This is a genomic window from Novosphingobium sp. SG751A, from assembly GCF_013149295.1.
GTDB lineage: Bacteria > Pseudomonadota > Alphaproteobacteria > Sphingomonadales > Sphingomonadaceae > Novosphingobium.
The window spans coordinates 1-23069 of sequence record NZ_JABGCB010000038.1 but is presented as its reverse complement, the minus strand read 5'-3'; the positions used below and the strand labels follow the sequence as shown (position 1 = coordinate 23069).

Here is a 23069-nt window from a genome sequence, read left to right as displayed (position 1 = left end):
CGGTTTCTCCAGGTTCGAGCTTCGCAACCCAAACCTATCCGAAAATCACGGTGACCACCTCAACCCCAGCTACACCACGACATGGGACGCGATCCAGTGAAGCGACCGAAGGATACCATCATCAGCAGCAAAAGTGAGTCAGAGCCAAATCTCAGCTTAAATGAGCATTCTTTTAATTATAGATATTTTCATAAATCGAAATGCATTCAATCCAATCAATTGAATAAATATTTATTGCTGAACAGACCTATATTACGTCACAAATAGATTCAAAAATTTCGCCATCAAACCATAGCCTTCGGCCTGCCGCTCTGTATTATCATGCATGTATAACTGCGAAGCAGTGCCGGATGCACAATACTCGCCGCCGATCTGAGAAACGTCGTGAATGCGTGAGCTATTCGCCCTCAGAGCTGACATAGACAAATCTGATGCTGTTCATCGGACGCGATAAATATCCCATACTTAAGAATGACTTAGTCCGAACAGTGTCACGAAAACCTTCAAGCCGCGAAAGTTAAGGATGGCACATTGGTAGCTTTAGGATAATGGGGCGCTCGCCGCGCGGCCGTGCGTGACCACTCATGGCTGACAAAAAGGCGAATTCCATCGGTGGTCTGGGCGATTGTCATTTTCAATGGCCTTGACCAGTGATGTTGCGACCGGGCAGACGGTAGGAGAACCGGCATGATTACGCGCGAATTGATTGGTACGGCACAGGTGCCCGACGGCGAGGAATTGCGCCTGTTCCGCCATGGCGGCGATTTCATGATCGTGCTCGATCGTAACGAATTGATGAGCACGCGTATGCGCGGCTCCGAAGAGGCACTGGCCGTGATGTCCTGCACGCGCATTGCCAGCGCGCCGCAACCGCGCATGCTGATCGGCGGCTACGGGATGGGCTTCACTTTGCGCGCCGCGCTGGCCAAGCTGCCTGATGACGCACAGGTCACCGTTGCGGAAATCGTGCCCGAGATCATTGCTTGGGCGCGCGGGCCAATGGCGGCGGTGGCGGCAGGTTGCCTCGACGATCAGCGCGTCAGACTCGTGCAAGGCGATGTCGTCGACGTGATCGCCGGCTCGCCGGGCGGTTTTGATGCCATCCTGCTCGATGTCGATAACGGACCCGACGGATTGGTACGCGCCGGCAATGACCGGCTCTATGCCAAAACCGGGTTGCGCGCGGCAGCACGGGCGTTGCGTCACGGTGGGGTGCTGGCCATCTGGTCCGCCGCGCGTGACGAAGCCTTCACACGGCGCCTGAAAGCCGCTGGCTTCGCGGTGGATGAGGTTACAGTCTATGCGCGCTACGATAAGCAAGGCAATGGCAAAGGCGCCAAGCATGTGATCTGGTTCGCGAAATTGGACACCTAACGGCGTGATACAGCGCTTTAATTCCGGTTACGCTGCCATTCCTGACGTGCCCTCCCCCTGATCGAGGCGTCGGAACCAGTCGTTCGTAAATGTCCAAAAGCTGACCCATTAACGGCGCGCTGGGCCAGCTTTTTGGTCAGAGTTCAGTTCGTTCCGACAAGGTCAAAGCATTATCCACATCGACACACAGATAGCGCACGGTGTGCTCAGTGTTAGGCCGTAAACACGGAGGCACAGACGCATTGAGGCAAATTGGACCGTGGAGAGAAAGTTCTCGCCTAAGTTGCAATCGCCTCAAAGCCAGTCCTCCTCACATTGCGACTGCCCCATCGAAACCAGTCGCACATACATAGGCGAATAGATCAATCGACGGGGCTGCATGGCATCATCGCAAGCAACAAGCGCAATGAAACAGGCGCAATGAAACAGGCCGGCGCGCCGTCACATGGCCATAGTGGCAACCGGTCGCCTAGCTGGCTTGATCCGCGCAATAGCAAATACCGCAAACAGGCTCATCAGCCCCGCACCGCTCAGCCAGAGACCTGGCGCTCCCTTATCTCCTGTCGCTTCGATCAGATAGGTTGAAAGCGCAGGCGTAAAACCACCAAATATGGCTGTCGCCAGGCTGTAGGCCAGCGCGAAGCCGGTCGTGCGTACATTAGCAGGCATGATCTCGGTCAGATGCACCACCAGCGCGCCGTTATAACCGGCATAAATCGCGGCCAGCAGCAGATCGACCGCCACCAGTCGCTCGAAAGACGGCGAGGCGACCATCCATTGCAGGGCGGGATAGCCCACCAGCGCGGCCATCAGCGAACAGGCGATCAATTGCGGTGTGCGCCCGAAACGGTCCGACAGCGCGCCCATGACTGGCAGCAAGACGAAATTGGTTGTGCCGACAATCAGCGTGACCAGCATGGATTGAGCCGGGGTCAGGTTAAGCACGCTGGTGCCATACGTAGGCGTATAAGCCGTCAGCATATAGAAAAACACGGTGGTCATCACCGCCATGCCCATGCCCAGCAGGACAATGCCGGAATTGGCAAGGATCGCATTGAGCGAGGCGCGCAGATCGGGCCGCGAGGTGCTGTGTTCAAATGCCTCGGTTTCCTTGAGCGCGCGCCGTACCAGCAACAGAAAGGGCAGCAGCAACGAGCCAACGACAAAGGGTATGCGCCAACCCCATGTTTCCATCGTCCCCGATGGCATCAGCAAATTAAGCAAAAGCCCGACCAGCGCAGCGAAAATTACCGCCACCTGCTGGCTCGCCGATTGCCACGCAACATAAAAGCCACGCCGCCCCTCGGTAGCCACTTCGGAGAGATAAACCGAGGCGCCGCCCACCTCGACACCGGCGGACATGCCCTGAATCAGCCGCCCCAACAGCACCAGCAAAGGCGCGGCAAGCCCGATCTGGGCATAGGTCGGCATGCCCGCAATCGCCAGCGTCCCCACCCCCATCAGGGCCAGCGTCAGCAGCAACCCTTTGCGGCGACCATGGCGGTCGATGTAGCTGCCCAGCACCACCGCGCCGACGGGCCGCATCAGAAATCCGGCGCCAAAGGTCATAAAGGCCAGCAGCAGCGAGGCTGCAGGATTGACAGCGGGAAAGAAAGCCTTGCCAATGGCCTTGGCATAATAGCCAAAGACCATGAAATCATACATTTCGAGGAAGTTTCCGCTCGAAACAATGAACACCGCTTTGGCTTTTGTCCAATTGGCATTCTTATCACCTGACATGGTGCGCTCCGCATGAAGGGGAAAAAGGCGGGAGGAAGGCGCTTGGCCCTCCTCCCCAAGGGTGGTCAGAATTTGCCGCGAAGCCCCACGCGGAACATGCGGCCCACCTGATCATAAAGATCGGGCTGGGTGGGCAGCGGGGTGGCGCCGGTGATGATCGGCGCAAAGGGCGGCTGATGGTCGAGGATGTTCTGGACATTCAGGAACAGGGTCTGCTCGCCACCGAAAGTTTTGAACTTCGTCGAGATTTCACCATCGACATAGAATTGCGCGCCCACCGAGCCGAAATCGGTATCGACGCCCACAACCTTGGTCTTGTCCCAGATCATCCCGCCGATATAGCGGCCCTGAAGCATGACACTGACATGGTCGCTGTCATAATTGGCGATCAGGTTACCGCGCCAATGCGGCTGGGCAACGCCGCTCGACTGGGTGATCATATTGCCCGCATCATCGACCGGATTGGTGATCAACGGGCTGAGCGTGCGGTTATGCGCGACATAGCTGGCGAGCAGGCGGAAACCCAGTCGCGCCTCGTTGCGCAGCGTGGTTCGATATTGCGCCTCGATGTCCACGCCATTGGTTTGCTGCGAGGAGAAGTTGATCGGTGAGGTGCGCGTGGCGATGACCGCATTGGTGGCATCGCGCGTGACAAAGGCGCAAAGCGGCGAGGCCTGGTTGGTCAGGTTGCATTGATCCACCGCCGTCTGGCCGCCGATATTGGAAATCGAATCGCTGATTTTTATGTCATAATAATCGACCGCAATGTTAAACCCGCGCAGCCAGCCCGGCTGATAGATCAGGCCCAACACCTTGGTAATCGCCTTTTCCGGACGCAGGGCGGTGTTGCCATAGGTCTGGTTGGGCACCGCCGTATAGGTGCGGTTGGTCAGCGTATCGGTGATGGTCAGATTGTTCTGACGGCCCGATGCATAAAGATCCTCAAGATTGGGCGCGCGAATATCGCGTGAGATCGTGCCGCGCAGTTTCAGATCATTGGAAATCTGCCAGTTGAGCCCCGCTTTCCAGGTGTTGACCCCGCCGCTGGTTGAATATTCGGTGTGGCGTCCGGCCAGACTGGCCGAAAGGCGATGGAAGAAGGGCTTGTCGATCAGCAGCGGGATGTTGAGTTCGCCGTAAACTTCCTTGACGTTATACTGGCCAAAAAAGTTCTGCTGGTTGACCAGACGATAGGCGCCCGCCTGCGACAGCGGATCGGCGGTCGTGGTGGCTTTCGCGCTGCGCCATTCCGCGCCCAGCGCCATGCCCACAGGCCCGGCGGGCAGGTTGAACAGATCGCCCGAGATATTGGCATCCGCCACCTGCATTTCGCTGCGCGTGTCGAACACCGATGTGCCCATCACATAGGACATGGCCGCCGCCGAGGGCGCGCCCGCGCCAAAGGGATTGAGCGGCACGCATCCGGCCGCCGCCGCGCGCGTGGCGGCATTGGCGCTGAGCGTATCGGCGCAGACGATGGCTCCGCTGCCGTCGCGGGTGGTGTTGACCGCGCGGGCCATGTTGGCCGTGATCAGGTTGTTATAGGTCGGGCTGTGATTGTCGGTCCGGCCATATTGATAGGACACATCCCACTTGAACCCGCCCAGCTTGCCTTCTAGCCCGACAAGGCCGCGCAGTGCGGTGTTTTCATTGCCCGTATAGGTCGGGCCGGACTCCATGGTCAGCCGGTTCATGGTGAAACCCGTCACGCCCAGCGAAGTCATCTGCGCGACAAGTGCGGGGGCGACCTGTGCCAGATAGGGGTTGCTGCGGGCAATCGAGAGCGTTGTCGTGGTGGGGCTGCTCTGGAAATTCGAGATCGTCCAGCCATAGGTGCCCTCAACGAAGAGGTTGATGGCATTCGTCAGTTCAAAATCGGCATGGGCAAAAAGCGAACGGCGCTTGAGGGGGCGCACGATTTCCTGCCCCGTCGAAACGCGATAGCCATCGCCGCCGTTCTGGGTGCCGCTGGTCACGCCCACATCGGTGGCCAGTGTGCCGTAATTATAGGCGCTGAGCGTGCCGTCCGGCGCGAATTTCATGCCCCGGATCAAGGCATTGTTGGCGCTCGTGCCGCCCGTGCCATTCACGATCAACCCGCCCAGCGTATAGGGCGTGCGAATGTCAGTACCGGTCACCAGCGTGGGAGCGCCCGAAGGGTTGCGCAGCAGATTGGGCGCGGTGTTGCGGAAATCGCGCGCGTCACCCTTAACGCCCGTGCCATCATAATATTCGCCGCCCAAAATCAGGTGACCAATGCCGCCAAGCTTGGTGCCATAGGCCAGCGAGGTCTTGAATTCCTGATTGTCGCCGCGCTGGGAAATGCCCTCGCTGACCGTATAGCGCATGCCCTCAAGCTTGCGGTTGAGGATGAAGTTGACCACCCCGCCCACAGCATCCGAACCATAAGTGGCCGAGGCGCCGCCTGTGACGACATCTACCCGATCAACCAGCATCTGCGGGATCAGGTTGACGTCTGTGACCAGACGCGGATCAGCGGGCACGAAACGCCGCCCGTCGAGCAGCGTCAGGCTGCGCAAAATGCCAAGGCCGCGCAGGTTGAGGAAATTCTGTCCGCCCGCCCGCGTGCCGCCGCCTGCGGTCTGCCCGCCCGTCGGCACGACCGAGGGCAATTGCTTGAGCCCTTCGGCCAGATTGCCGGGGGAGGCTGATTCCAGCGCCGCACTGGTCAGGGCCGTCACCGGGGTTGGCGTTGAAAAGGTGGTGGTGCGCAGGCGCGAGCCCGTCACCACAATATCGGCCGCAGTCACCGCATTTGGCGCGGCCTGCTCCTGCGCCATGGCGCCCGTTGCACCGCATACACAGCCCAACCCAAGGGCAAACAGCGATGCCCCCATGCTCATGATCCTTTTGGATGTCATGTTTTCCCACTCCCCGTTCTGGTTGTTTTGATGGCGCCCGCCGCCCTGACGGAGGCATCCCATTTCGCGAAAAAACGCTCGCGATTGCTTTGGTCGAGACCCGCCATCAGCGAAGGCCCGACATGGATGGCGCGCGCATTGCCCGCGCGGATCGGCATGTCATCGCGCGCCACATCGCGGCGCAGCGGGATCATCCCGTGATGGCTGAAGGCGGCCTGTCCGGCGCGCGACAGCATGAAATCGAGAAAGGCGCGCGCTGCATTGCGATGAGGCGCCCCCCGCGCGATCAATGCCACGCGCGATCCGATCAACACATAATCGCGCGGGATCAGCACGCCGAAATTGGGATCCCGGCTCGCCCGGTCCAGCGCATAGGAGCCGATCAGATTATAGGCGAAAAGCATCTTGCCGCTGCTGACATCATCAATCATCCGCGCGGTGGAACTGTACAATTGCGGGTTGCTCAGACCGATCGCAGCCACCAGATCCCAGTTGTCGCGGTCAATGCGCAGATCCTCAGTGATATAGAGAAAACCGGTCGGGCTGGCCTTGGGATCATACATGGCCACCCGCCCGCGAAAGGCGTCCGCCCGCCGGTGCAGCAGGCTGGCCATTTCGTCATGATCGCGCGGCAGATCGGCGGGCGCCACCAGACGCTTGTTATAGCCGATCACGATGGGTTCGGAGGTGACGGCATAGGCCTGATTTTTCCAGACCGCCCAGCCGGGCAGCGCCGCACCCTCGGGCGAGGCATAGGTCTGGGCATAGCCGTCATTGACCAGCTTGATCTGAAGGTCCATCGCCGAATTGATGACCAGATCGACGGCGGGCCGGCCGCTGTTGATCTCTGCGCGCGCCCGCTCATAAACGTCGCTGGCCGAGAGTGATTCATAGCGGATGGCGATTTTGGGATAGATGCGGTTGAACGCGCTCGCCACCTCGTCAAACTGGGCGCGGTCGGTCGAACTGTAGATGACCAGCGCCTGTTCAACGCCCGGACGGACGCCATCCGCGCCCGAACACCCGGCAAGCATCAGGGGAGCTGCCAAGAAATATGAAAAGCCCCTCCTTTTGCCGGGGGCCGATTGGGGCCTGTCCATCCTCGCCTCTTTTGTATTGGTTGAAGCGGTACTAGGCTTGGAGGCTTTCACCGGCCTTTCATGGTTTGAGGAAATTGCAGTCATGGCGCGGGTTCTCCTTGTTGAAGATGATCGGACACTGGCTAGTGGTCTGATTACACTTATTAAAAATTCCGGCTTTGCCATTGATGCGGTGCGTTCGGGCGAGGAAGCGCTCGATGTGGCAGAGGCCGAACCCTATAATCTTATCATATGCGATGTCGGCCTTCCCGGCATGTCGGGCTTTGAAACGATCCGGCGTTTGCGCGCGCGCGGGGCCACGGTGCCGGTGCTGTTCCTGACCGCAAGGCATGAGCGCGAAGACCGCATTCAGGGGCTCGATCTTGGCGGCGACGATTATCTGGGCAAGCCGTTTGATGCCGATGAATTGCTGGCCCATATCAGGGCGCTGGTCCGCCGCTCGGCAGGCTCGGCCAGCCCCTTGCTGCGCGTGGGGCAATTGCTGTGCGATTTTTCCGCGACCAGCGCGACCGTTGCTGATCGCCCGCTGGTTCTGCCCCGGCGCGAATGGTCGGTGCTTTGGGCGCTGGCCTCGCGCGCGGGCAAGGTGGTGCCCAAGGAGAGGCTGCTCTCCGAAGTCTTCGACTATGACGATCCGGTCGGCTCGAACGCGGTCGAGGTGTACATCACCCGCCTGCGCAAGAAACTGGCGCCCGATGGGCCAAAGATCACATCGCTGCGCGGGCTGGGCTATATGATGGATGCGTCCTGACATGGTGTTGGGGGCAAGATGGTCGCTGGCGCGGCGCCAGTTGGTGGTGCTGGTTTCGTCGCTGACCGGGGTGGCCCTGCTGCTGGGCCTGAGCGGCTCGTGGTACATCCATAATTTTGCCGAGCGCACATCGGATCGAGTGCTGCGCGCATCGGCCAATGCCGTGTCCGAAACCGTGACGCTGGAGCGCGGCCGGATCAGTCTCGAAGTGCCCCCCGGCGCCTTCGGCATGCTGGAGGACAGCGCCCGCGACAATGTCTATTACGTGGTGCGCAGCGGACGCCAGATCATCACCGGATATGCCGATTTCCCCGTTGCGGCCACCATGCCCGCGCCCGATGAAACGCTTTATCGCTATGACCGCTATCTGGGCCAAAATGTGCGCGTGGCGACGCAGGCCCGCTATCTGACCGACAATCATCTGCCCGTGGTGGTCGAGGTCGCCGAAACGCTTGATGAGCGCGGCTTGCTGGAACGCCGGATGCTGACGGGTCTGGTGGCGCTGGAAATCGCGCTGGTGGCTTTTGCCGCCCTGCTGATCCGCCCGGCGGTCAATTGGGGTCTGCAACCGCTGACCCGGTTGCGTCTGGCGATGGATGCCCGCAAAGCCAATGCCGATGTCTTCGTCCCGCTGGATGCGACACAGGCGCCATGGGAATTGCGCGGGCTGATCGAGACCTTCAACAATCTGCTTCAGCGCCTGAACCACACCACCCGGCGCGTGCGCGAATTTACCGCCGATGCCTCACACCAGATGCGAACGCCGCTGGCCGCGCTGCGGGCCCATCTGCATCTGGCGCGGCAGGCCGATATCACCGAGGCGGAACGCCAGACCGCGCTGGCCGAGGTGGACGCCTCGGCGGATCGCCTGCAACGGTTGCTGAATCAATTGCTGGCGCTGGCGCGTTCGGAAAATGTCCTGAAACAGGCCGCGCGCTCGGTTGAACTCAACGCTCTGGTGGCCGAAACGGCAAGGGAGCTGGCGCCCCGCGCAATCCGGCGCGGGATTGAAATCCATTTCGATGCCGATAGCCCCGTCATGGCCGCCATCGACCCTCTCATTCTGGCCGAAATGTTGGGCAATCTGATCGACAATGCGATCCATTACGGGCGGGAGGATGGCTGCATCATCCTGCGCGTGCTGCGCGATCAGGGCGAAGCGGTGATTGAGGTCGAGGATGACGGCCCCGGCATCCCGCCCGACCAGCGCACCACGGTTTTCCAGCGCTTTCACCGCCTGCCCCGTGATTATGACACCCATGGCAGCGGACTGGGGCTGGCCATCGTGCGCTCGCTGGCCGACACCGCCGGGGTGCGGGTCGAGCTGGGCGATGGGGCTAATGGCGGCGATGCGTCTCCGGGCCTGCTGGTTCGCCTGACCATTCCGGACGGGGAAGCGCAGCTATGAAAGGCTTGCGAAAGCCAGCGCGCCTAAAAGCGGGGCCGAGAGGGGCGGCCGATCGCCCCCGCGGGAGAGTGTAATGTCCAAAAGATCTTCTGGCTGGCGCATGTGTGTCGCCTCGGCTCTGACCATCGGCGCGATGCTGGGCGCGCATGCCCATGCGCAGGTGGCCAGCAATGTCGGCTATGGCGCGCGCAAGTTCGACGGGTCGAGCGGAGTGCCGAAAAAGCCTGACCAAGCCAAGGAACTGGCGCTCAAGATTGCCCAGCCTTTCAGCGTGGCGAGCGTTGGTGATCTGCTGCAATTCCAGCCATTTGCCACCTCTAATGACCCGGCCGTGAGGGCCGCTATCGAGCCCCTGCGCAAGGCTGATGTGACCACCGGCGATTTTGAAAACGAGATCATGGATTTCGACAATTTCGCCCATGCCGGGGGCAATCTGGCGACGAAGGAAGTAGCCGATGACTGGCGCCTGATGGGCATTGATCTGGTCAGCCGGGCCAATAACAAGGACCCGCGCGCTCCGGGTGTCTGGAACAACCTGAAAGAGGTAGAGCGCGTTGGCATCACCCATGCTGGCATCGCCCACAGCCTGCCCGAAGCCCGCATGGCGCGCTATTTCGCCACACCCAAGGGGCTGGTCGGTTTTGCGGGCATCTATGCGCTGGGCGGGCTGGACGCCTGCTGCGCCGGGGGCACACGGGTCCATGTATCGCCCGCCCAACTGGCCGGTGTGCGCGCAATGAAAGCGGCCATTCTGGCACGCCGCGACGAGGTTGAAGTGCCGGTTCCCCTGCCCGCGCCCGATGCCGATGGCGAGACCAAGCTGTTTGGCCTGACCTTTACCACCGCCACGGTTCCCTCCGATGAGCCTATGGTCAAACCCGCGCTCTATCCGGGCGATGGCGCGGCGGGGCCGGACGACGGCATCCGTAATTCCTTGCGCCTGACGCTGTTTCACGGCGTGACGGCGGCGCAGATGGTGCTGCTGCGCAATATTGCCGGACAGCCGGACGCGGGAGAGCATGGGGGAGACCTGAAGGCCTTTGGCACGCAGTTTCGCGTGATGGACCGTCCCGGCGAACATAGTTTCGACATGAACCCGCAGGACCTGCGCGAGATCCTGACTCAGATCCGCACCGCCAAACAGGCCTCCGACCTGCTGGTGACCAACATCCACTGGCACCAGAACCGCTATGATTTCCAAGCCTATTCCTACGATCACTTCCCCGCCGATTTCGAAATCAAATTCGCCCATATGGCGGTGGATCAGGGGGTCGATGTCTTTGTGGGGCAAGGCGTCCATACGCTCAAAGGCATTGAAATCTATAAGGGCAAGCCGATATTTTACGGCACCTCCAATTTCATTTTTCAATCCGCCATCATGCCCTTGCCCAAGGGGCATTATCCAGGACAGAAGCCGGGCGAAGGCGCTTTCCACGGCCCGTTCAAGGAATTTGAGGAAGCCAATGCAGCTGGCGGCCCGATTGTGGGCGAACATGAGTTTCAGGGCTTCTGGCAGCTTAAGCCGACGCTGGAATCCTATGTCGCCTATACCAATTTTGACGGTGGCAAGCTCAAGGAAGTGGTGATCTATCCGGTCGATCTGGGCCAGACGCCGCGCCCCGGTTCGCAGGTGGGCATTCCGCGTAAACCCTCGCCCGAGGTGGCCAAAAAGATCCTCGACGAAATCGTGGAATATTCCAAACCCTTTGGCACTAACATCACGATCGAAGATGGGGTGGGCTATATCCGCTTCCAATGAGCATAGATCCATCGGTCGTATGAAGCGGGGTGTGGAGGATACCCTTCACACCCCGCTTCTCTTTACGCCGGTTGCCCGCGTGACTTGCCAAGCCAGAGCGTCATACCGCACCCCGCCAACGTAAGCAGCGCCAAGGGCAGCAACGCGATGGCGAAAGAACCACTGCGCTCTTGCAACACGCCAAACAGCGTGTTCACCCCCGATGTGCCCAGATGCGCGATAGCGTTGATCGCGGCGAGCCCCGCTGCGGCGTCACGTGCGCCCAGCGTCTCGCTGGACAGCGCCCAGAACGGCCCCTTGAGCGCATAGTTGGCCATCAGCACCACCACCAGCAAGGCCATCGTAGCAACCAGAGCATGCGTGAGCAGCGTGAGAAACAGCGCGGCCGAGGTGACCAGCAGCGGCGCTGCCGTGGCGCCAATGCGGCTGCCCTTGATATCGGCGCGATGGCCCCAAAAGACCATAAAGCCCGTGGCCGCCGCGAAAGGGAGCATGTTAAGGAGGGCTGTTTCCCAAAGTGTCAGCCCAAAAGACTTGATAATCTGGGGCTGCCACAAGGAGAGCACGTTGCTGGTGGCCGAACTGCCGCAATAGATCAACGCCAGTGCCCAAATGCGGCGGTCAGCGATCACTTTCCATGCCCGGCCATGCCCTCCTTGCGCCGCGCCACGCTCGGCAGCCAGCGTTTTGGTCAGCCACTCCCGTTCGGCCTCTGTAAGCCAGTGGATCTGATCGGGCCGGTCCGCCAGCACGAAAGGCACCAGCAAGCCCAGCACAACCGCAGGCAACGATTCCAGAAGGAACAACCATTGCCACCCCTTGATCCCCCATGCCCCGTCCAGCGCCAGCAGCATCGCCGAGAGGGCTGATCCCACAACATTCGACAGCGGGATCGAGATCATGAACAGCGCGACGATACGGCTGCGATGGGCGCCGGGAAACCATTGCGACAGGTAAAGGATGACGCCGGGGAAAAAGCCTGCCTCGGCCGCGCCCAGCAGAAATCGCGCGAGCGAAAAGCTGACCGGCCCGCGCACCGCCACCATCGCCAACCCCGCCAGCCCCCACGTGATCATGATCCTTGCGATCCACAGCCGCGCGCCAAAACGCTCCTGTGCCAGATTGCTGGGCACCTCGAACAGCACATAGGCCACAAAGAACAGCCCGCTGCCAAAGCCGAAAGCCGCAGGACCAATGCCAAGCTGGGGGCCCATCGTCAGCGTGGCAAAACCGATATTAGAGCGGTCGATAAAGGCGACGAGGTAACCGAGGATCAGGACCGGCAGCAGCCGGAGCGACAACTTGCGAATGACTATGCGTTCAATGTCTTCCATCATGCAGCTCCCGGAGCGACCACACAGAATGTGGATGTTCCTGTTCTCGTTATTGACAGGCAGGCTTTACGGACCGGCCCTTTCGCCAACCTTTCAAGTACATTGACCGAGGCTTTCATGGTTCATCGGATGTCAAATTCCTTTATTTACGGCGCATGTGAACCACATTTCAAAAGTATCATCTTCGATTTTTCATGAAAATTTACGAAAAATAATCCAAAAACAGCGGTTATTTTCATCAAAATTTTTCGCTTTACCAGTTCACTCTAAATAAAACTTTGCTTCTCGTTCCAAGTTCAAACACGGCTCCCACGATATGGATAGATCATCCTTTGGTTTGTTATAGCACCGATGGCCTGGTTTTATCGCCCAAGTTTGAAAACTGCTTCCCTATACCGCCGTCGCAAATGGGCGGCTACACTTGCCGCGTAATGAGTCTCGCTCCAGACCGCCTTGGGAGATTTTGTCGCCGGCCATCCGGAGCATGTGGCTGAATGGCAGAACGCATGGACGAAAATCTAAGACCTCGTCAGCAAATCTATAGATTATATTGATAGTTTGATAATTCAATATTGATTATTCTTCTAAATCCAACGCGAGTAAATGAAAGGCATGCAAATTTAGACCACAAAAGGGAAGAGGTATGTATCCGTTTGACAAGGCGCAGCCGTTTGTCATGAACCGCTGGTATATCGCGGCTTTTTCAAACGAAATCACCCGATCCCCGCTTGCCCGAACGATTTTAGGCAAGCCATTGGCCCTTTATCGAACACAAGCGGGCAAAGCGGTGGCCATGTATGGCCTATGCCCGCATCGCTATTTCCCACTGGCCCAGGGACGGGTCGAAGGCGACACTCTGGTCTGCGGTTACCACGGCTTTGTGTTTGAAGCCGATGGCAAATGCAGCGGCATCCCTTCCCAAGGCACCGGCACAGGCTTTTGCCAGCCCACCTACCGCATCGAGGAGCGAGGTCCACTCTGCTGGATCTGGCTGGGGGATGAGGCTAGGTGTGATCCAGATCTGATCCCGCCTTATGAGGATTTCGGACTGGGCGTCGAGGGATGGCACTATAGTTCGCCCAACCATTTCACGATCAAGGCCCGCGCCCAGTTGCTGATCGACAATCTGATGGACCTGACTCACCTGCCCTATCTGCACCATCATATCGCAGGCGGCGAGGCGATGAAGGCCATGCCCATGCGCGAGGAAGAGCGCCAGCACAGCTATCGCCTGATCCGCAGCGGCAAACTGCCATGGGGCGGATTCCACGATATGTTATGGGGGGCAGAGCATAGGTACGAAGGGCTGGCCGACTGGGAGTCCATCACGGATTTCTATGGCCCGGAACTGATCCGCACCAATATGCCGCTGTTCGTCAAAGTGCCGGGGCATGAACAGGTGCCGCCCGCGCTGGGCCATTTGCATATCCTGCATGGCATCACCCCGGAAACCACGACGAGTTCGCACTACTTTGGCTTTGCCAATCGCAATTTCCGCCTTGATGATGAAGCGCTTGATACGTTCCAACTGGAATCGGACAAGAAGATTCGTCAGCAGGACATTGACGCGATCGAGGCCATCGAACCCCATGTCGATGCCGCATCGCGGGTCCAGCGCGAATTACTGGTCAAATCCGATGGCCCCGCCGTTAAGGTCCGCCGCCGCATCGCCAAGATGCTGGAGACCGAAGCGTGAGCGGCGATCACCTCTGCGTCTGCGGCCCCGAACGCGCGCCGATCCCGGTTATGCAACGGGGCAAGCATCTGGTGGTCGATCTGCATTGCCACATCAATATCGCCAGTGCCGAAGCGCTGGTGCGCGCAGAGGTCGACAATCCACCCAACCCGCTGGCCTTCATGTCGCAGGCATCCATCACCACCAATGCCAGGCTTTTCGCCACCATCGGGCGAAAGTTGAATGGTATCGACGAGAGGTTGGAGGACATGGACCGCCTTGGCGTCGATGTGCAGGCAATCAGCCCCTCACCCGGCCAATATTACTATTTCGCGCCCGATGAACTGGGCCGCGATGCCGCGCGGATCGTCAATGACGGCATCGCAGCGGCGGTGGCGCAGCATCCCGACAGGCTGGTGGGCATGGGAACGGTGCCTTTGCAGAATGTCGAGATGGCGGTGCAGGAAATGCGCCGCTGTGTGGGCGATCTGGGGCTGCGCGGGATTGAGATCGGCACCAATGTCGCGGGCCGCGAACTGGCCGATGAGGCGCTTCGTCCTTTCTTCGCGGCGGCCGAGGATCTGGGCGTGCTGGTGTTCATGCATCCGCTGGGCTTTACCCATAGCGAGCGATTGGCCGAACATTATCTCGACAATATCATCGGCAATCCGCTCGAATCCTCCATCGCGCTCAGCCATCTGATTTTCGGCGGCGTGCTGGAACAGCATTCCGGGCTGAAATTATGCGTGGCCCATGGCGGCGGCTATTTGCCCGCCTATTGGGGGCGGATGGATCACGCCTTTCGCGCGCGGGAAGATTGCCGCCAGTTTATTGCGCGCGAACCTTCCACCTATTTGCGTCAGGTCTGGCTCGACACACTGGTGTTCGATCGGGATCAACTCGACAGCCTGGTTCGCAGCCATGGCGCGGACAGATTGTGTCTGGGCACGGATTACCCCTTCGATATGGGCGAGCCGGATCCGATTGGCTTTCACGATCATTTGCCCGATGGAATCAAGGCCCGCCTGCTCGGCCTGAATGCAGCGGAGTTGCTGGGGCTGGTGCCGAAAGGCTGCTCCTGCGCTTCAGATTAAGCGCAATCCATTCCATCAGGGAAATTGATTTCTGACGGTTCAATTGTTGATTGGACCGATGGTCGGGACACGTGATTTTATCGCGCACCACAGCAAAAAAATAAAAGGGAGAGTGACATGAGATCAGCCTATTTCCTTGCGTCCAGTGCGCTGGCGCTGGCCATGCCCGACGTCACGCGGGCCGCCGAGTCCGCAGACGCACCGGGCATTCAGGACATCGTCGTCACCGCACAGCGCCGTAGCGAGAGCCTGCAAAAGGCCGCCATCGCTGTGTCGGCAATCGGTGGCGATGAATTAAGGACGGCAGGCGTCACCCAGACCACTGCGCTTGGCAATATGGTGCCTTCGCTGCAAGTGGCGCCGGCCGCCGGGCCTTACAATCTGTTCTATCTGCGCGGAGTGGGCAATTTCAACGGCAATGCCTTTTCCGATTCAGCCATCGCGTTCAATTTCGCCGGGGTTTACATCGGCCGTCCCTCCGCGACCGCAGGCTTCTTCTATGATCTCGAACGTGTCGAAGTGGTCAAAGGCCCGCAAGGCACGCTTTATGGCCGCAATGCCACGGGCGGCGCGATCAATGTCTTGCCGAAGAAGCCGGAACTGGGTGTCTGGGGCGGGTTTGCCGGGGTTGATGTCGGCAATTATTCGGCGCTGCGGCTGGATGCCGCCGTCAACATCCCGATGGGCGACAAAGCCGCAGCGCGGATCGCGGCGATGCACGTCAAACACAACGGATATATGAACGATGGCACCGACGATCAGGACGATATCGGCCTGCGCGGCTCCTTCCGTTTTGAACCGAGCCATGCGGTGCGCCTCAATCTGGTCTCCGATTATTTCGATCAGGGCGGGCGGGGCTCAGGAATGACGCCACTGCTGGCGCCACAAGGCGTTGCAACGGCCACAACCTTCTCGCCCGATAGCCGCATCGGGATTTTCTCACCTCAGGGGCAGGCCTTCTATTCCAGCCAACAGGCCGGTACTCTGGGGCGGACGTTCCAGACTTTTCCGTCCGGTTTCCAGCCCTATTTGCGCAATCACTTTCTGGGAATTTCAGGGTCTGCGGAATGGACGAGCGATTTCGGCGCGCTTACCATACTGCCGTCATATCGCGAAGGGCATCTGAATTATAACAGTTTTTCACCCGGTTTTCAGGTCAATGCGGTCGAGCGAAATGCGCAAACCAGCGTTGAGGCACGTTTTGCCACGCCCGAGTCAAAGCCTTTGCGCGCTCTGCTAGGCGCCTTCTATTATCACGATCACACCTACGGTCCTTTTGGCGATTACGCGTCCAACTGGAACGCCCAATATGACAAGGACATGTTGCTCAACACGACCAGCAAGGCGCTGTTCGGACGGCTGACCTATGCCGTAACCCCCGACATTCGGCTGACCATCGGCGGCCGGCAAACCTGGGAAGACAAGGATTTCAACGGCAGCCGTGTCTCGTTGACGCGCATTTGCACAGCGGCGGCCTGTCCGACCGCGCCCTCGCTGCCCTTTGGCCCGACACCGGCCGCACTGGGCACATTCCCGTCGGTCCTTGTCCCCACGCTGGGGCCTGCACCTTACGGTGGATTGCCCGATGTCGTGAATGCTCCCAATGTCATTCAGGCGGCAACCGTCTTTACCAATAATCAGGCCAAGAGCTTCAGCAAATTCACCTGGCGCGCGGGCGCGGACTGGGACATCACCCCCCGCAATCTGGTCTATGCCTCGTTCGAAACCGGGTTCAAGGCGGGCGGCTTCTTCTACAGTCCGAATGGCGCGGGAGGCGCCTTCGATCCCGAAACGCTTCAGGCCTTCACACTAGGCTCCAAGAACCGCTTCTGGGGCAATCGGGTCCAGTTGAACCTCGAACTCTATCGCTGGAAATATAACAATCAGCAGATCAGCCATTTGCTGACTGTGGCCAGCGTGCCGACTTTCGTGACCGAGAATGTAGGACGCGCGACCTTTCAGGGTTTTGAACTTGAAGCAAGATTTGCGGCAACCGCCTTGACCACCCTGTCCGCCGACCTGCAATATCTCGACGCCAGCTATGACCGGTTCATCTTCCAGAGCCCCAATTCCAACGGCGGCACGTTTAACGGCACGTCCTGCCCCACCGCCGGCTTTACCGGTTCAGGGGCCTATATTGTGAATTGCAGCGGGAAACGCCCCGTTAACGCCCCCGAATGGACACTCAATCTGGGGATTGAACAGCATGTACCGGTATCCTTTGGAGAATTCACGGTAAATGCCAAGGCGCATTACCAAACCGCCACGCTGATCGGGATGGAATTCGCGCCGGTCGAAACGCAAAGTGGCTATTGGCTGGCCGATGCGCAGATCAACTTCAGTCCACGATCCTCGGCCCTCTCGCTCGGGCTGTATATGAACAATATTTTCGACAAGACGCTTATATCTCAGGCGTTTCCGACGCCGGGAACCAGTTTCTATGCAACCACCCTTCGACCACCCCGGACCTTTGGGGGGCGTCTGTCCTATAAATTCTGAAGACTGGAATACGGGGAGAGGTCAGACCTCTCCCCTTTATAGTTGGACGGGCATTGATATATCGCTGAGCAAGCGCAAAATCCAATGGATGCCGGGATCGTTGTCACGCACCTTATGCCATTGTGCAATCTGGACTATTTCTGGAAACGGCGTCCAGGTTTCGTGAATGGCAATCGGATAAAACCTTGCAAAATGCTCGGCATAGCGCCGGTGCATGGTCGCCAGTCGACGGGTGCCAACCACCCCGCGACACAGATCGCCAAAACTGGGCAGCAGAACTTCCACCCGGCGCTCACGGTCCATTTTCTCGATATATTGGTCGGTTACCGATGGCCGACGGTCAGGGCCAAACGTGGATACCGCATGGCCGACCTCAAAGAAGACCTCCTCAGATATGGTCGTATAACCGGCCCCCTGCCAGCTGATGATGACATCGCTATCCCGCCACAATTCAAGAACCGGATATTTGGCATTCACATAGGGTTGGACCGAGATCACCACATCCACTTCCGCGCGTTCAAGCCTTTCAGTGGCTTGCACGCTGGGCGGGATCACTTCAAATGTGACTTTGGGCGCCAGCGCCGAGGCTCGCACGAACAATTCGGCCAGCCCGATCGTATAGGCGTAATCCGAAGCAACGATGCGGAAATGGCGGTTGGAAGTCGCCGGGACAAAATCGCCCGCACGCGTGATCTCTCCGCGAATTTGCAGCAGGGCACGACGCACCGGCCCTGACAGATCCTCCGCCTTGGGCGTGGGCTGCATCTTGCGTCCGTGCAGCACCAGCAAATCGTCGCTGAAATAATCCCTCAACCGGTTAAGCGCGCCCGTGACGGCCGGTTGCGTCAGGTTCAACCGCCGAGCCGCCGCCGAGACATTTCGCTCCTCGATCAGGGCCTCGAAAGCCACCAGAAGGTTCAGGTCAAGACCATCAAATCGCATCGCCTTTATGTATCAGCATGACTTATACCAAGCAACTGAAATATTCGATTGGACGTTAACTCCCTCCTGACCGATGAAGCTCCGGACACTTGGATGCGCGTGCTTTTTCATCGCGCCTTGAAACAGAAACCGGGGAGAGACGCCATGATGCTGCGCAAGCTGCACCATGTAACATTTCATATACGCGATCTGGCGCAAACCGAACAATTCGCCCAGGATTTCGGCCTCATTACTATTGAGCGTTCCGCAACCCGACTGGTCATGGCGACACAGGGCAGCGATGCCTTTGCCTATGTTGCCCATCAAAGTGACGAACCAAAATTTATCGGTTTCGCCTTCGAGGTGGCCAGCGAGGCCGATCTGGAAGAAGTCATCTCGGCCCATGGCGCCGAAGGTATTGTTGAACTGGACCTGCCCGGTGGCGGGCGCTGTGCAACGTTGATCGATCCCAACGGGTTTCGCGTGGATCTGATCCATGGCGCGGGCACAAAGCAAGCCCTGCCCCCCTATCCCGACTGGCAGATGAACTCACCGCTCGCCTATCCGCGCGAGGGCCGGTTTGAACCCAAACGGCCGATGGCCCCGGCCAAGCTGTTTCGGCTGGGCCATATCGGCCTGTTCGTCCCTAATTTCCTCGCCAGCCTGCCCTGGTACAAGGATGTGCTGGGCCTGATCCCCAGCGATATCTATCACGTTCCGGGCCTGCCCCATGTCCAGATCATCGGTTTCCTGCGCCTCGATCATGGCGAGGAACTGGTCGATCACCATTGCATCGCGCTGATGCAAAGCATGGACGGGCGCACGGACTGCCACCACATCAGCTTTGAAGCGCAGGATTTCGAGGCGCAGTTCATGTCGCACCGCTATCTGGAATCGCGCGGCTATGATCTGGTCTGGGGCGTTGGACGCCATCCCCATGGCAGCCATGTCTTTGACGTCTGGCGCGACCCCGACCGCAACCGCTTCGAAACCTTCACCGATACCGACCGCCTGCGCAAATCGGACGGCACCCGCATTCACGATGTCCACGACGTCGAAATGGATGTGTGGAGTTCGGACCCGCCCGATCGCTATTTTTCCTGAACAGCCCCCCAAAAAAACAAGCGAGAGAACACATGACAGACCACAGCTTCCTTAAACCCCTTCCCGCAGCCCCCCGGCCTGAGGGCATCGACGATATGACCGGGCTGGTATCCGGGTCGTTTGGCATCGGCACATTCCGCGATGGCGATGCCGAGCCTTTCCCCGGCGTGGTGCTGCCCGGCGGCGGGGTGTACAGTCTGGCAGAGGAATACCGCGACACCCATGCGGCGTTTGCGGATTGGGAGCGCGCCTCCAATCTGGCCAATGATGTGGCCGCGCGTCAGGATCGCCATGCCCATGACTATCGCGCGTTGACCATTCTGCCGGTGCTGGCCCATCCCAACATGCTGTGCGCCGGGTCCAATTACCGTCAGCATGTCGCCGAGATGATGACCTTCAACAAGTTCAATCAGGACAAGCGCCTCGCTGGCGAGAGCGACGAGCAGTTCTTTGCCCGCAACCTGCGTGAAATCGACCGCCGTGCGCGCGAGGGCATGCCCTATTTCTGGACCGGCCTGCATTCCTCGCTCTGCGGTGCCAATGAGGATGTGCCGCTGCCGCTGGTGGGCGAACATCCCGATTGGGAGCTGGAATTCGGGGCCATCGTCGGCAAAACGGGCCGCTATGTTCGCCCGGACGAGGCGGGCGACCTGATCGCGGCCTATGTCATGGTCAATGATATCGGCACCGTCGATGAATTCCGCCGCGCCGATGTGCGCTTCATGTATGATTGGGTCAGCAAACATCAGCCCAATTTCAAGCCCTTCGGCCCCTTTGCCGTGCCCAAGGAATTTGTCGATCGCAACAAAGTCCAGATCCGCCTGAAAGTGAATGGCGAGATCCGCCAGGACTGGCCGATTTCCGACATGATCTTTCAGCCCGAACAGATCCTTTCCTATGCCTCGGAACGCATCCGACTGGTTCCGGGCGATCTGCTGATCACCGGTTCGCCGCCGGGCAATGGCGCCATGTGGGGCAATGCATGGCTGAAACCCGGCGATGTGATGGAAAGCGAGATCACCTATCTGGGCCGCCAGACCAACCGGATTGTTGCCGAGGAAACCGGAGGCCGTACACCCACCTACGGCCCCTTTATCACGGAGTGGTGACATGAAGCTGCCTGCCGGCAACGCGGCAAACATAGGCCTGAGCATTCTGCGCTTTGTCTCAGGCCTGATCTTCATGCAACATGGTGTGCAAAAACTCTTCCTTTGGCCCGCCAGCCCACATCATTCGGGGCCGATGGTGGTTTTCAGCATCGCAGGACTGGCAGGCTTTCTCGAATTCTTCGGCGGTCTGTCCATCGTCTTTGGCCTTGGCACACGGGCTGTTGCTTTCATTTTGAGCGGCGAGATGGCCTTCGCTTACTGGATGGTCCATTTCCCGGCCGGGCTGGGCATGAAAGACGGTTGGATGCCGGTCGTGAACCAGGGTGATCTGGCCATCCTGTTCTGCTTCGTTTTTCTCTATCTGGCGCTGGCGGGCGGCGGACCGTGGAGCATCGACGCCCTTATGGCAGGCTGCCGGTCAGATAATGCAAATAATGGGTGAGGATCACATGACATTTCTGCGCAACGCCTGGTATCCGGCGGCATGGTCACATGACCTTGGCGAAACACCTCTGGAACTCCAGATTCTGGATCAGATGATCGTGGTGTTTCGCGGCGAGGGCGGGCATCCCAAGGCGCTGTATGACGCCTGTCCGCATCGCTTTGCTCCCTTGAGCCGGGGCAAATTGCGCGATGGCAGGATCATCTGTGGCTATCATGGGCTGGAATTTGATGGCACCGGGCGCTGTGTCCGTAATCCCCACGGCAATGGCAAGACCGTTTCGGCGCTTCACGTCCAATCTTTCCCGGTTGCCGTGCGCTATGGCATGGTGTGGGTCTGGATGGGCCATGCAAGCCTTGCCGACAGCCATCCGCTGCCCGAACTGCCCTTGTTTGATGATCCTTCACTTACTTGGGTTTATGGACAACTCGATGTGCGGGTTAATTACGAGTTGGTCACGGACAACTTGCTCGACCTGACACACGTCGAGTTTCTCCATCCCTTTCTTGCCTCACCGGGCAATTCGGTTCGCACGCATTATCACTGCGAACAAACGGGCGATGAAGTCCGCTCGGTCTATACGATCAAGGAGGAACCGGTCACCGGCCTGTTCCAACTGCTGTGGCCTGATGCTCCGGCGACGGCCAATATGGTAGCTGACATTGTCTGGCAGGCCCCTGCCCGCCTCTCCCTGAAAACCAGCATGGGGCAAGGCGAAAGCCCGGCCGCGCACGATCCGCAACTGGTGGTCATGCATCTGCTGGTCCCGCAGGGCGAAGGGGCTACGCGTTATTTCTGGGCAGCGGGACGCAATAGCGCCAAGGACTGCGAGAATGTCTCGGCCATGTTGAAACAGGGAACACAAAACGCCTTTGAATGTGAAGACGAACCGATGATTGCGGCCGTGCGCAGCCGAATGCGGTCGAACGATCTTATGGCTCACAAGCCCGCCATTTTGCCGTTCGATGAAGGCGCAGTCAGGGCAAGGCGCATCGTCACGCGCATGCTTGACGAGGAACGCGCCAAGCATGCGGCCCTTTAAGACGGGAGCGCAGGAATTGACCCGCCGTTTCATCGACCTGTCGATCACCTTGTGCAATGACGTGATCACCGATCCTCCGTTCCTCAAGCCGGAGATCACTTATCAGCGGCATGCCGAGACGATGGGTGAGCTGGGCCATTTCTTCCCCGGCGTGACGGCCGAGCAGACCCCCGACGGGGCCGGTTTTGCGGCGGCCGAATGGGTGAAGCTGACCACCCATTCGGGCACGCATCTGGACGCGCCCTATCATTTCCATCCCACGATGGACGCGGCCAGCGGCGAGGCCAAGCGCTCGCTGACCATCGACGAGATCCCGCTGGAATGGTGTTTCCAGCGCGGAGTGAAGCTGGATTTCCGCGCGTTTCCTGATGGCTATGTCGTCACCGCGCAGGATGTCGAGGATGAACTGGCGCGCATCGGGCATGAGCTGGCCCCGCTCGACATCGTGCTGGTCAATACCGCGGCAGGCATGGCGGTGGGCAACCCCAACTATGTCAACATCGGCTGCGGCATGGGCTATGAGGCGACCATGTATCTGACCACGCGCGGCGTGCGCGTGACGGGCACCGATGCGTGGAGCTGGGACGCGCCCTTTGCCCATACGGCGGAAAAGGTGAAGGAAACCGGCGACACGTCCCTCATCTGGGAAGGCCACAAGGCCGGGCGTGACATCGGCTATTGCCATCTGGAAAAGCTGCATAATCTTGAAGCCCTGCCCCCGCATGGCTTCACGGTTTCGCGCTTCCCCCACAAGATCAAGGGCGCATCCGCAGGCTGGACCCGCGCCGTGGCCATCATCGAGGAATAATCATGCGCCTTGCTACCTTGCGCAACG

Annotated in this window: 17 protein-coding genes; 12 read left to right on the top strand and 5 right to left on the bottom strand. The window is 59.4% G+C overall.

The annotated features are described in order from the left end of the window. Positions 1-687: 687 nt before the first annotated feature. On the top strand, positions 688-1374 hold the full coding sequence (locus tag FHW96_RS24960) for a spermidine synthase (RefSeq protein ID WP_172343270.1): 687 nt from the start codon (positions 688-690) through the stop codon (positions 1372-1374). Between the two features lie 441 nt (positions 1375-1815). On the opposite strand, the gene tcuC is transcribed toward FHW96_RS24960, so the two are convergent. The 3 genes from tcuC to FHW96_RS24945 all read right to left on the bottom strand — a co-directional run bounded on the left by tcuC (position 1816) and on the right by FHW96_RS24945 (position 7045). Further along, positions 1816-3114, bottom strand: coding sequence for a tricarballylate/proton symporter TcuC (tcuC, locus tag FHW96_RS24955; RefSeq protein ID WP_172343269.1), 1299 nt, complete (start codon positions 3112-3114; stop codon positions 1816-1818). 65 nt (positions 3115-3179) lie between these two features. Next, on the bottom strand, positions 3180-5996 hold the full coding sequence (locus tag FHW96_RS24950; protein ID WP_172343268.1) for a TonB-dependent receptor domain-containing protein: 2817 nt from the start codon (positions 5994-5996) through the stop codon (positions 3180-3182). Further along, entirely contained in the window at positions 5993-7045 is a 1053-nt protein-coding gene (locus FHW96_RS24945) for an ABC transporter substrate-binding protein (RefSeq protein WP_172343267.1), read from the bottom strand. Before FHW96_RS24945 ends, FHW96_RS24950 begins: the two co-directional genes overlap by 4 nt. A 133-nt stretch (positions 7046-7178) precedes the next feature. On the opposite strand from FHW96_RS24945, the gene FHW96_RS24940 reads away from it, so the two are divergent. The 3 genes from FHW96_RS24940 (at position 7179) to FHW96_RS24930 (ending at position 11014) form a co-directional block, all read left to right on the top strand. Then, the gene (locus FHW96_RS24940; RefSeq protein WP_172343266.1) at positions 7179-7847 is read left to right on the top strand and encodes a response regulator transcription factor; all 669 of its coding nucleotides are present in this window, start codon (positions 7179-7181) and stop codon (positions 7845-7847) included. Beyond that, positions 7837-9255 carry a sensor histidine kinase gene (locus FHW96_RS24935; RefSeq protein ID WP_172343265.1) on the top strand — a complete coding sequence of 473 codons (1419 nt, stop codon included), beginning with the start codon at positions 7837-7839 and terminating at the stop codon, positions 9253-9255. Before FHW96_RS24940 ends, FHW96_RS24935 begins: the two co-directional genes overlap by 11 nt. 73 nt (positions 9256-9328) lie before the next feature. Continuing rightward, on the top strand, positions 9329-11014 hold the full coding sequence (locus FHW96_RS24930; protein ID WP_172343264.1) for a CapA family protein: 1686 nt from the start codon (positions 9329-9331) through the stop codon (positions 11012-11014). Between the two features lie 62 nt (positions 11015-11076). On the opposite strand, the gene FHW96_RS24925 is transcribed toward FHW96_RS24930, so the two are convergent. Beyond that, a complete protein-coding gene (locus tag FHW96_RS24925; RefSeq protein WP_172343263.1) occupies positions 11077-12351 on the bottom strand; it encodes an MFS transporter in 1275 nt (424 codons plus the stop codon). 640 nt (positions 12352-12991) lie between these two features. Here FHW96_RS24925 and FHW96_RS24920 point away from each other — a divergent pair. From FHW96_RS24920 to FHW96_RS24910, 3 genes are all read left to right on the top strand, one after another. Continuing rightward, a complete protein-coding gene (locus tag FHW96_RS24920; RefSeq protein ID WP_172343262.1) occupies positions 12992-14044 on the top strand; it encodes an aromatic ring-hydroxylating dioxygenase subunit alpha in 1053 nt (350 codons plus the stop codon). Then, positions 14041-15117, top strand: a complete 1077-nt coding sequence (locus tag FHW96_RS24915; protein WP_371815811.1) for an amidohydrolase family protein — start codon at positions 14041-14043, stop codon at positions 15115-15117. Before FHW96_RS24920 ends, FHW96_RS24915 begins: the two co-directional genes overlap by 4 nt. 117 nt (positions 15118-15234) lie before the next feature. Further along, complete coding sequence (locus tag FHW96_RS24910) at positions 15235-17616, top strand: TonB-dependent receptor (protein ID WP_172343261.1); 2382 nt, start codon at positions 15235-15237, stop codon at positions 17614-17616. A gap of 36 nt (positions 17617-17652) precedes the next feature. Here the strand turns inward: FHW96_RS24910 and FHW96_RS24905 are convergent, their stop codons facing one another. Next, the gene (locus tag FHW96_RS24905; protein WP_172343260.1) at positions 17653-18558 is read right to left on the bottom strand and encodes a LysR family transcriptional regulator; all 906 of its coding nucleotides are present in this window, start codon (positions 18556-18558) and stop codon (positions 17653-17655) included. Between the two features lie 144 nt (positions 18559-18702). Between FHW96_RS24905 and FHW96_RS24900 the strand changes: the two genes are divergently transcribed. The 5 genes from FHW96_RS24900 to FHW96_RS24880 are packed head-to-tail and all read left to right on the top strand — an operon-like array spanning position 18703 to position 23042. Beyond that, the gene (locus tag FHW96_RS24900; protein ID WP_172343259.1) at positions 18703-19641 is read left to right on the top strand and encodes a VOC family protein; all 939 of its coding nucleotides are present in this window, start codon (positions 18703-18705) and stop codon (positions 19639-19641) included. A 32-nt stretch (positions 19642-19673) separates the two neighbouring features. Then, entirely contained in the window at positions 19674-20750 is a 1077-nt protein-coding gene (locus FHW96_RS24895; protein ID WP_172343258.1) for a fumarylacetoacetate hydrolase family protein, read from the top strand. Between the two features lies 1 nt (position 20751). Continuing rightward, on the top strand, positions 20752-21192 hold the full coding sequence (locus FHW96_RS24890; protein ID WP_172343257.1) for a DoxX family protein: 441 nt from the start codon (positions 20752-20754) through the stop codon (positions 21190-21192). A 7-nt stretch (positions 21193-21199) separates the two neighbouring features. Beyond that, positions 21200-22234, top strand: coding sequence for an aromatic ring-hydroxylating dioxygenase subunit alpha (locus FHW96_RS24885; protein ID WP_172343256.1), 1035 nt, complete (start codon positions 21200-21202; stop codon positions 22232-22234). 16 nt (positions 22235-22250) lie between these two features. Beyond that, a complete protein-coding gene (locus FHW96_RS24880) occupies positions 22251-23042 on the top strand; it encodes a cyclase family protein (protein WP_172343271.1) in 792 nt (263 codons plus the stop codon). Positions 23043-23069: the final 27 nt, after the last annotated feature.

What these genes read in the sequence shown, in the direction of transcription:
- FHW96_RS24890 (WP_172343257.1), top strand. Translation starts at nt 20,752, where the DNA reads ATGAAGCTGCCTGCCGGCAACGCGGCAAACATAGGCCTGAGCATTCTG.
- FHW96_RS24960 (WP_172343270.1), top strand. Translation starts at nt 688, where the DNA reads ATGATTACGCGCGAATTGATTGGTACGGCACAGGTGCCCGACGGCGAG.
- FHW96_RS24885 (WP_172343256.1), top strand. Translation starts at nt 21,200, where the DNA reads ATGACATTTCTGCGCAACGCCTGGTATCCGGCGGCATGGTCACATGAC.
- FHW96_RS24920 (WP_172343262.1), top strand. Translation starts at nt 12,992, where the DNA reads ATGTATCCGTTTGACAAGGCGCAGCCGTTTGTCATGAACCGCTGGTAT.
- FHW96_RS24900 (WP_172343259.1), top strand. Translation starts at nt 18,703, where the DNA reads ATGATGCTGCGCAAGCTGCACCATGTAACATTTCATATACGCGATCTG.
- FHW96_RS24895 (WP_172343258.1), top strand. Translation starts at nt 19,674, where the DNA reads ATGACAGACCACAGCTTCCTTAAACCCCTTCCCGCAGCCCCCCGGCCT.
- FHW96_RS24935 (WP_172343265.1), top strand. Translation starts at nt 7,837, where the DNA reads ATGCGTCCTGACATGGTGTTGGGGGCAAGATGGTCGCTGGCGCGGCGC.
- FHW96_RS24950 (WP_172343268.1), bottom strand. Translation starts at nt 5,996, where the DNA reads ATGACATCCAAAAGGATCATGAGCATGGGGGCATCGCTGTTTGCCCTT.
- tcuC (WP_172343269.1), bottom strand. Translation starts at nt 3,114, where the DNA reads ATGTCAGGTGATAAGAATGCCAATTGGACAAAAGCCAAAGCGGTGTTC.
- FHW96_RS24910 (WP_172343261.1), top strand. Translation starts at nt 15,235, where the DNA reads ATGAGATCAGCCTATTTCCTTGCGTCCAGTGCGCTGGCGCTGGCCATG.
- FHW96_RS24940 (WP_172343266.1), top strand. Translation starts at nt 7,179, where the DNA reads ATGGCGCGGGTTCTCCTTGTTGAAGATGATCGGACACTGGCTAGTGGT.
- FHW96_RS24925 (WP_172343263.1), bottom strand. Translation starts at nt 12,351, where the DNA reads ATGATGGAAGACATTGAACGCATAGTCATTCGCAAGTTGTCGCTCCGG.
- FHW96_RS24905 (WP_172343260.1), bottom strand. Translation starts at nt 18,558, where the DNA reads ATGCGATTTGATGGTCTTGACCTGAACCTTCTGGTGGCTTTCGAGGCC.
- FHW96_RS24930 (WP_172343264.1), top strand. Translation starts at nt 9,329, where the DNA reads ATGTCCAAAAGATCTTCTGGCTGGCGCATGTGTGTCGCCTCGGCTCTG.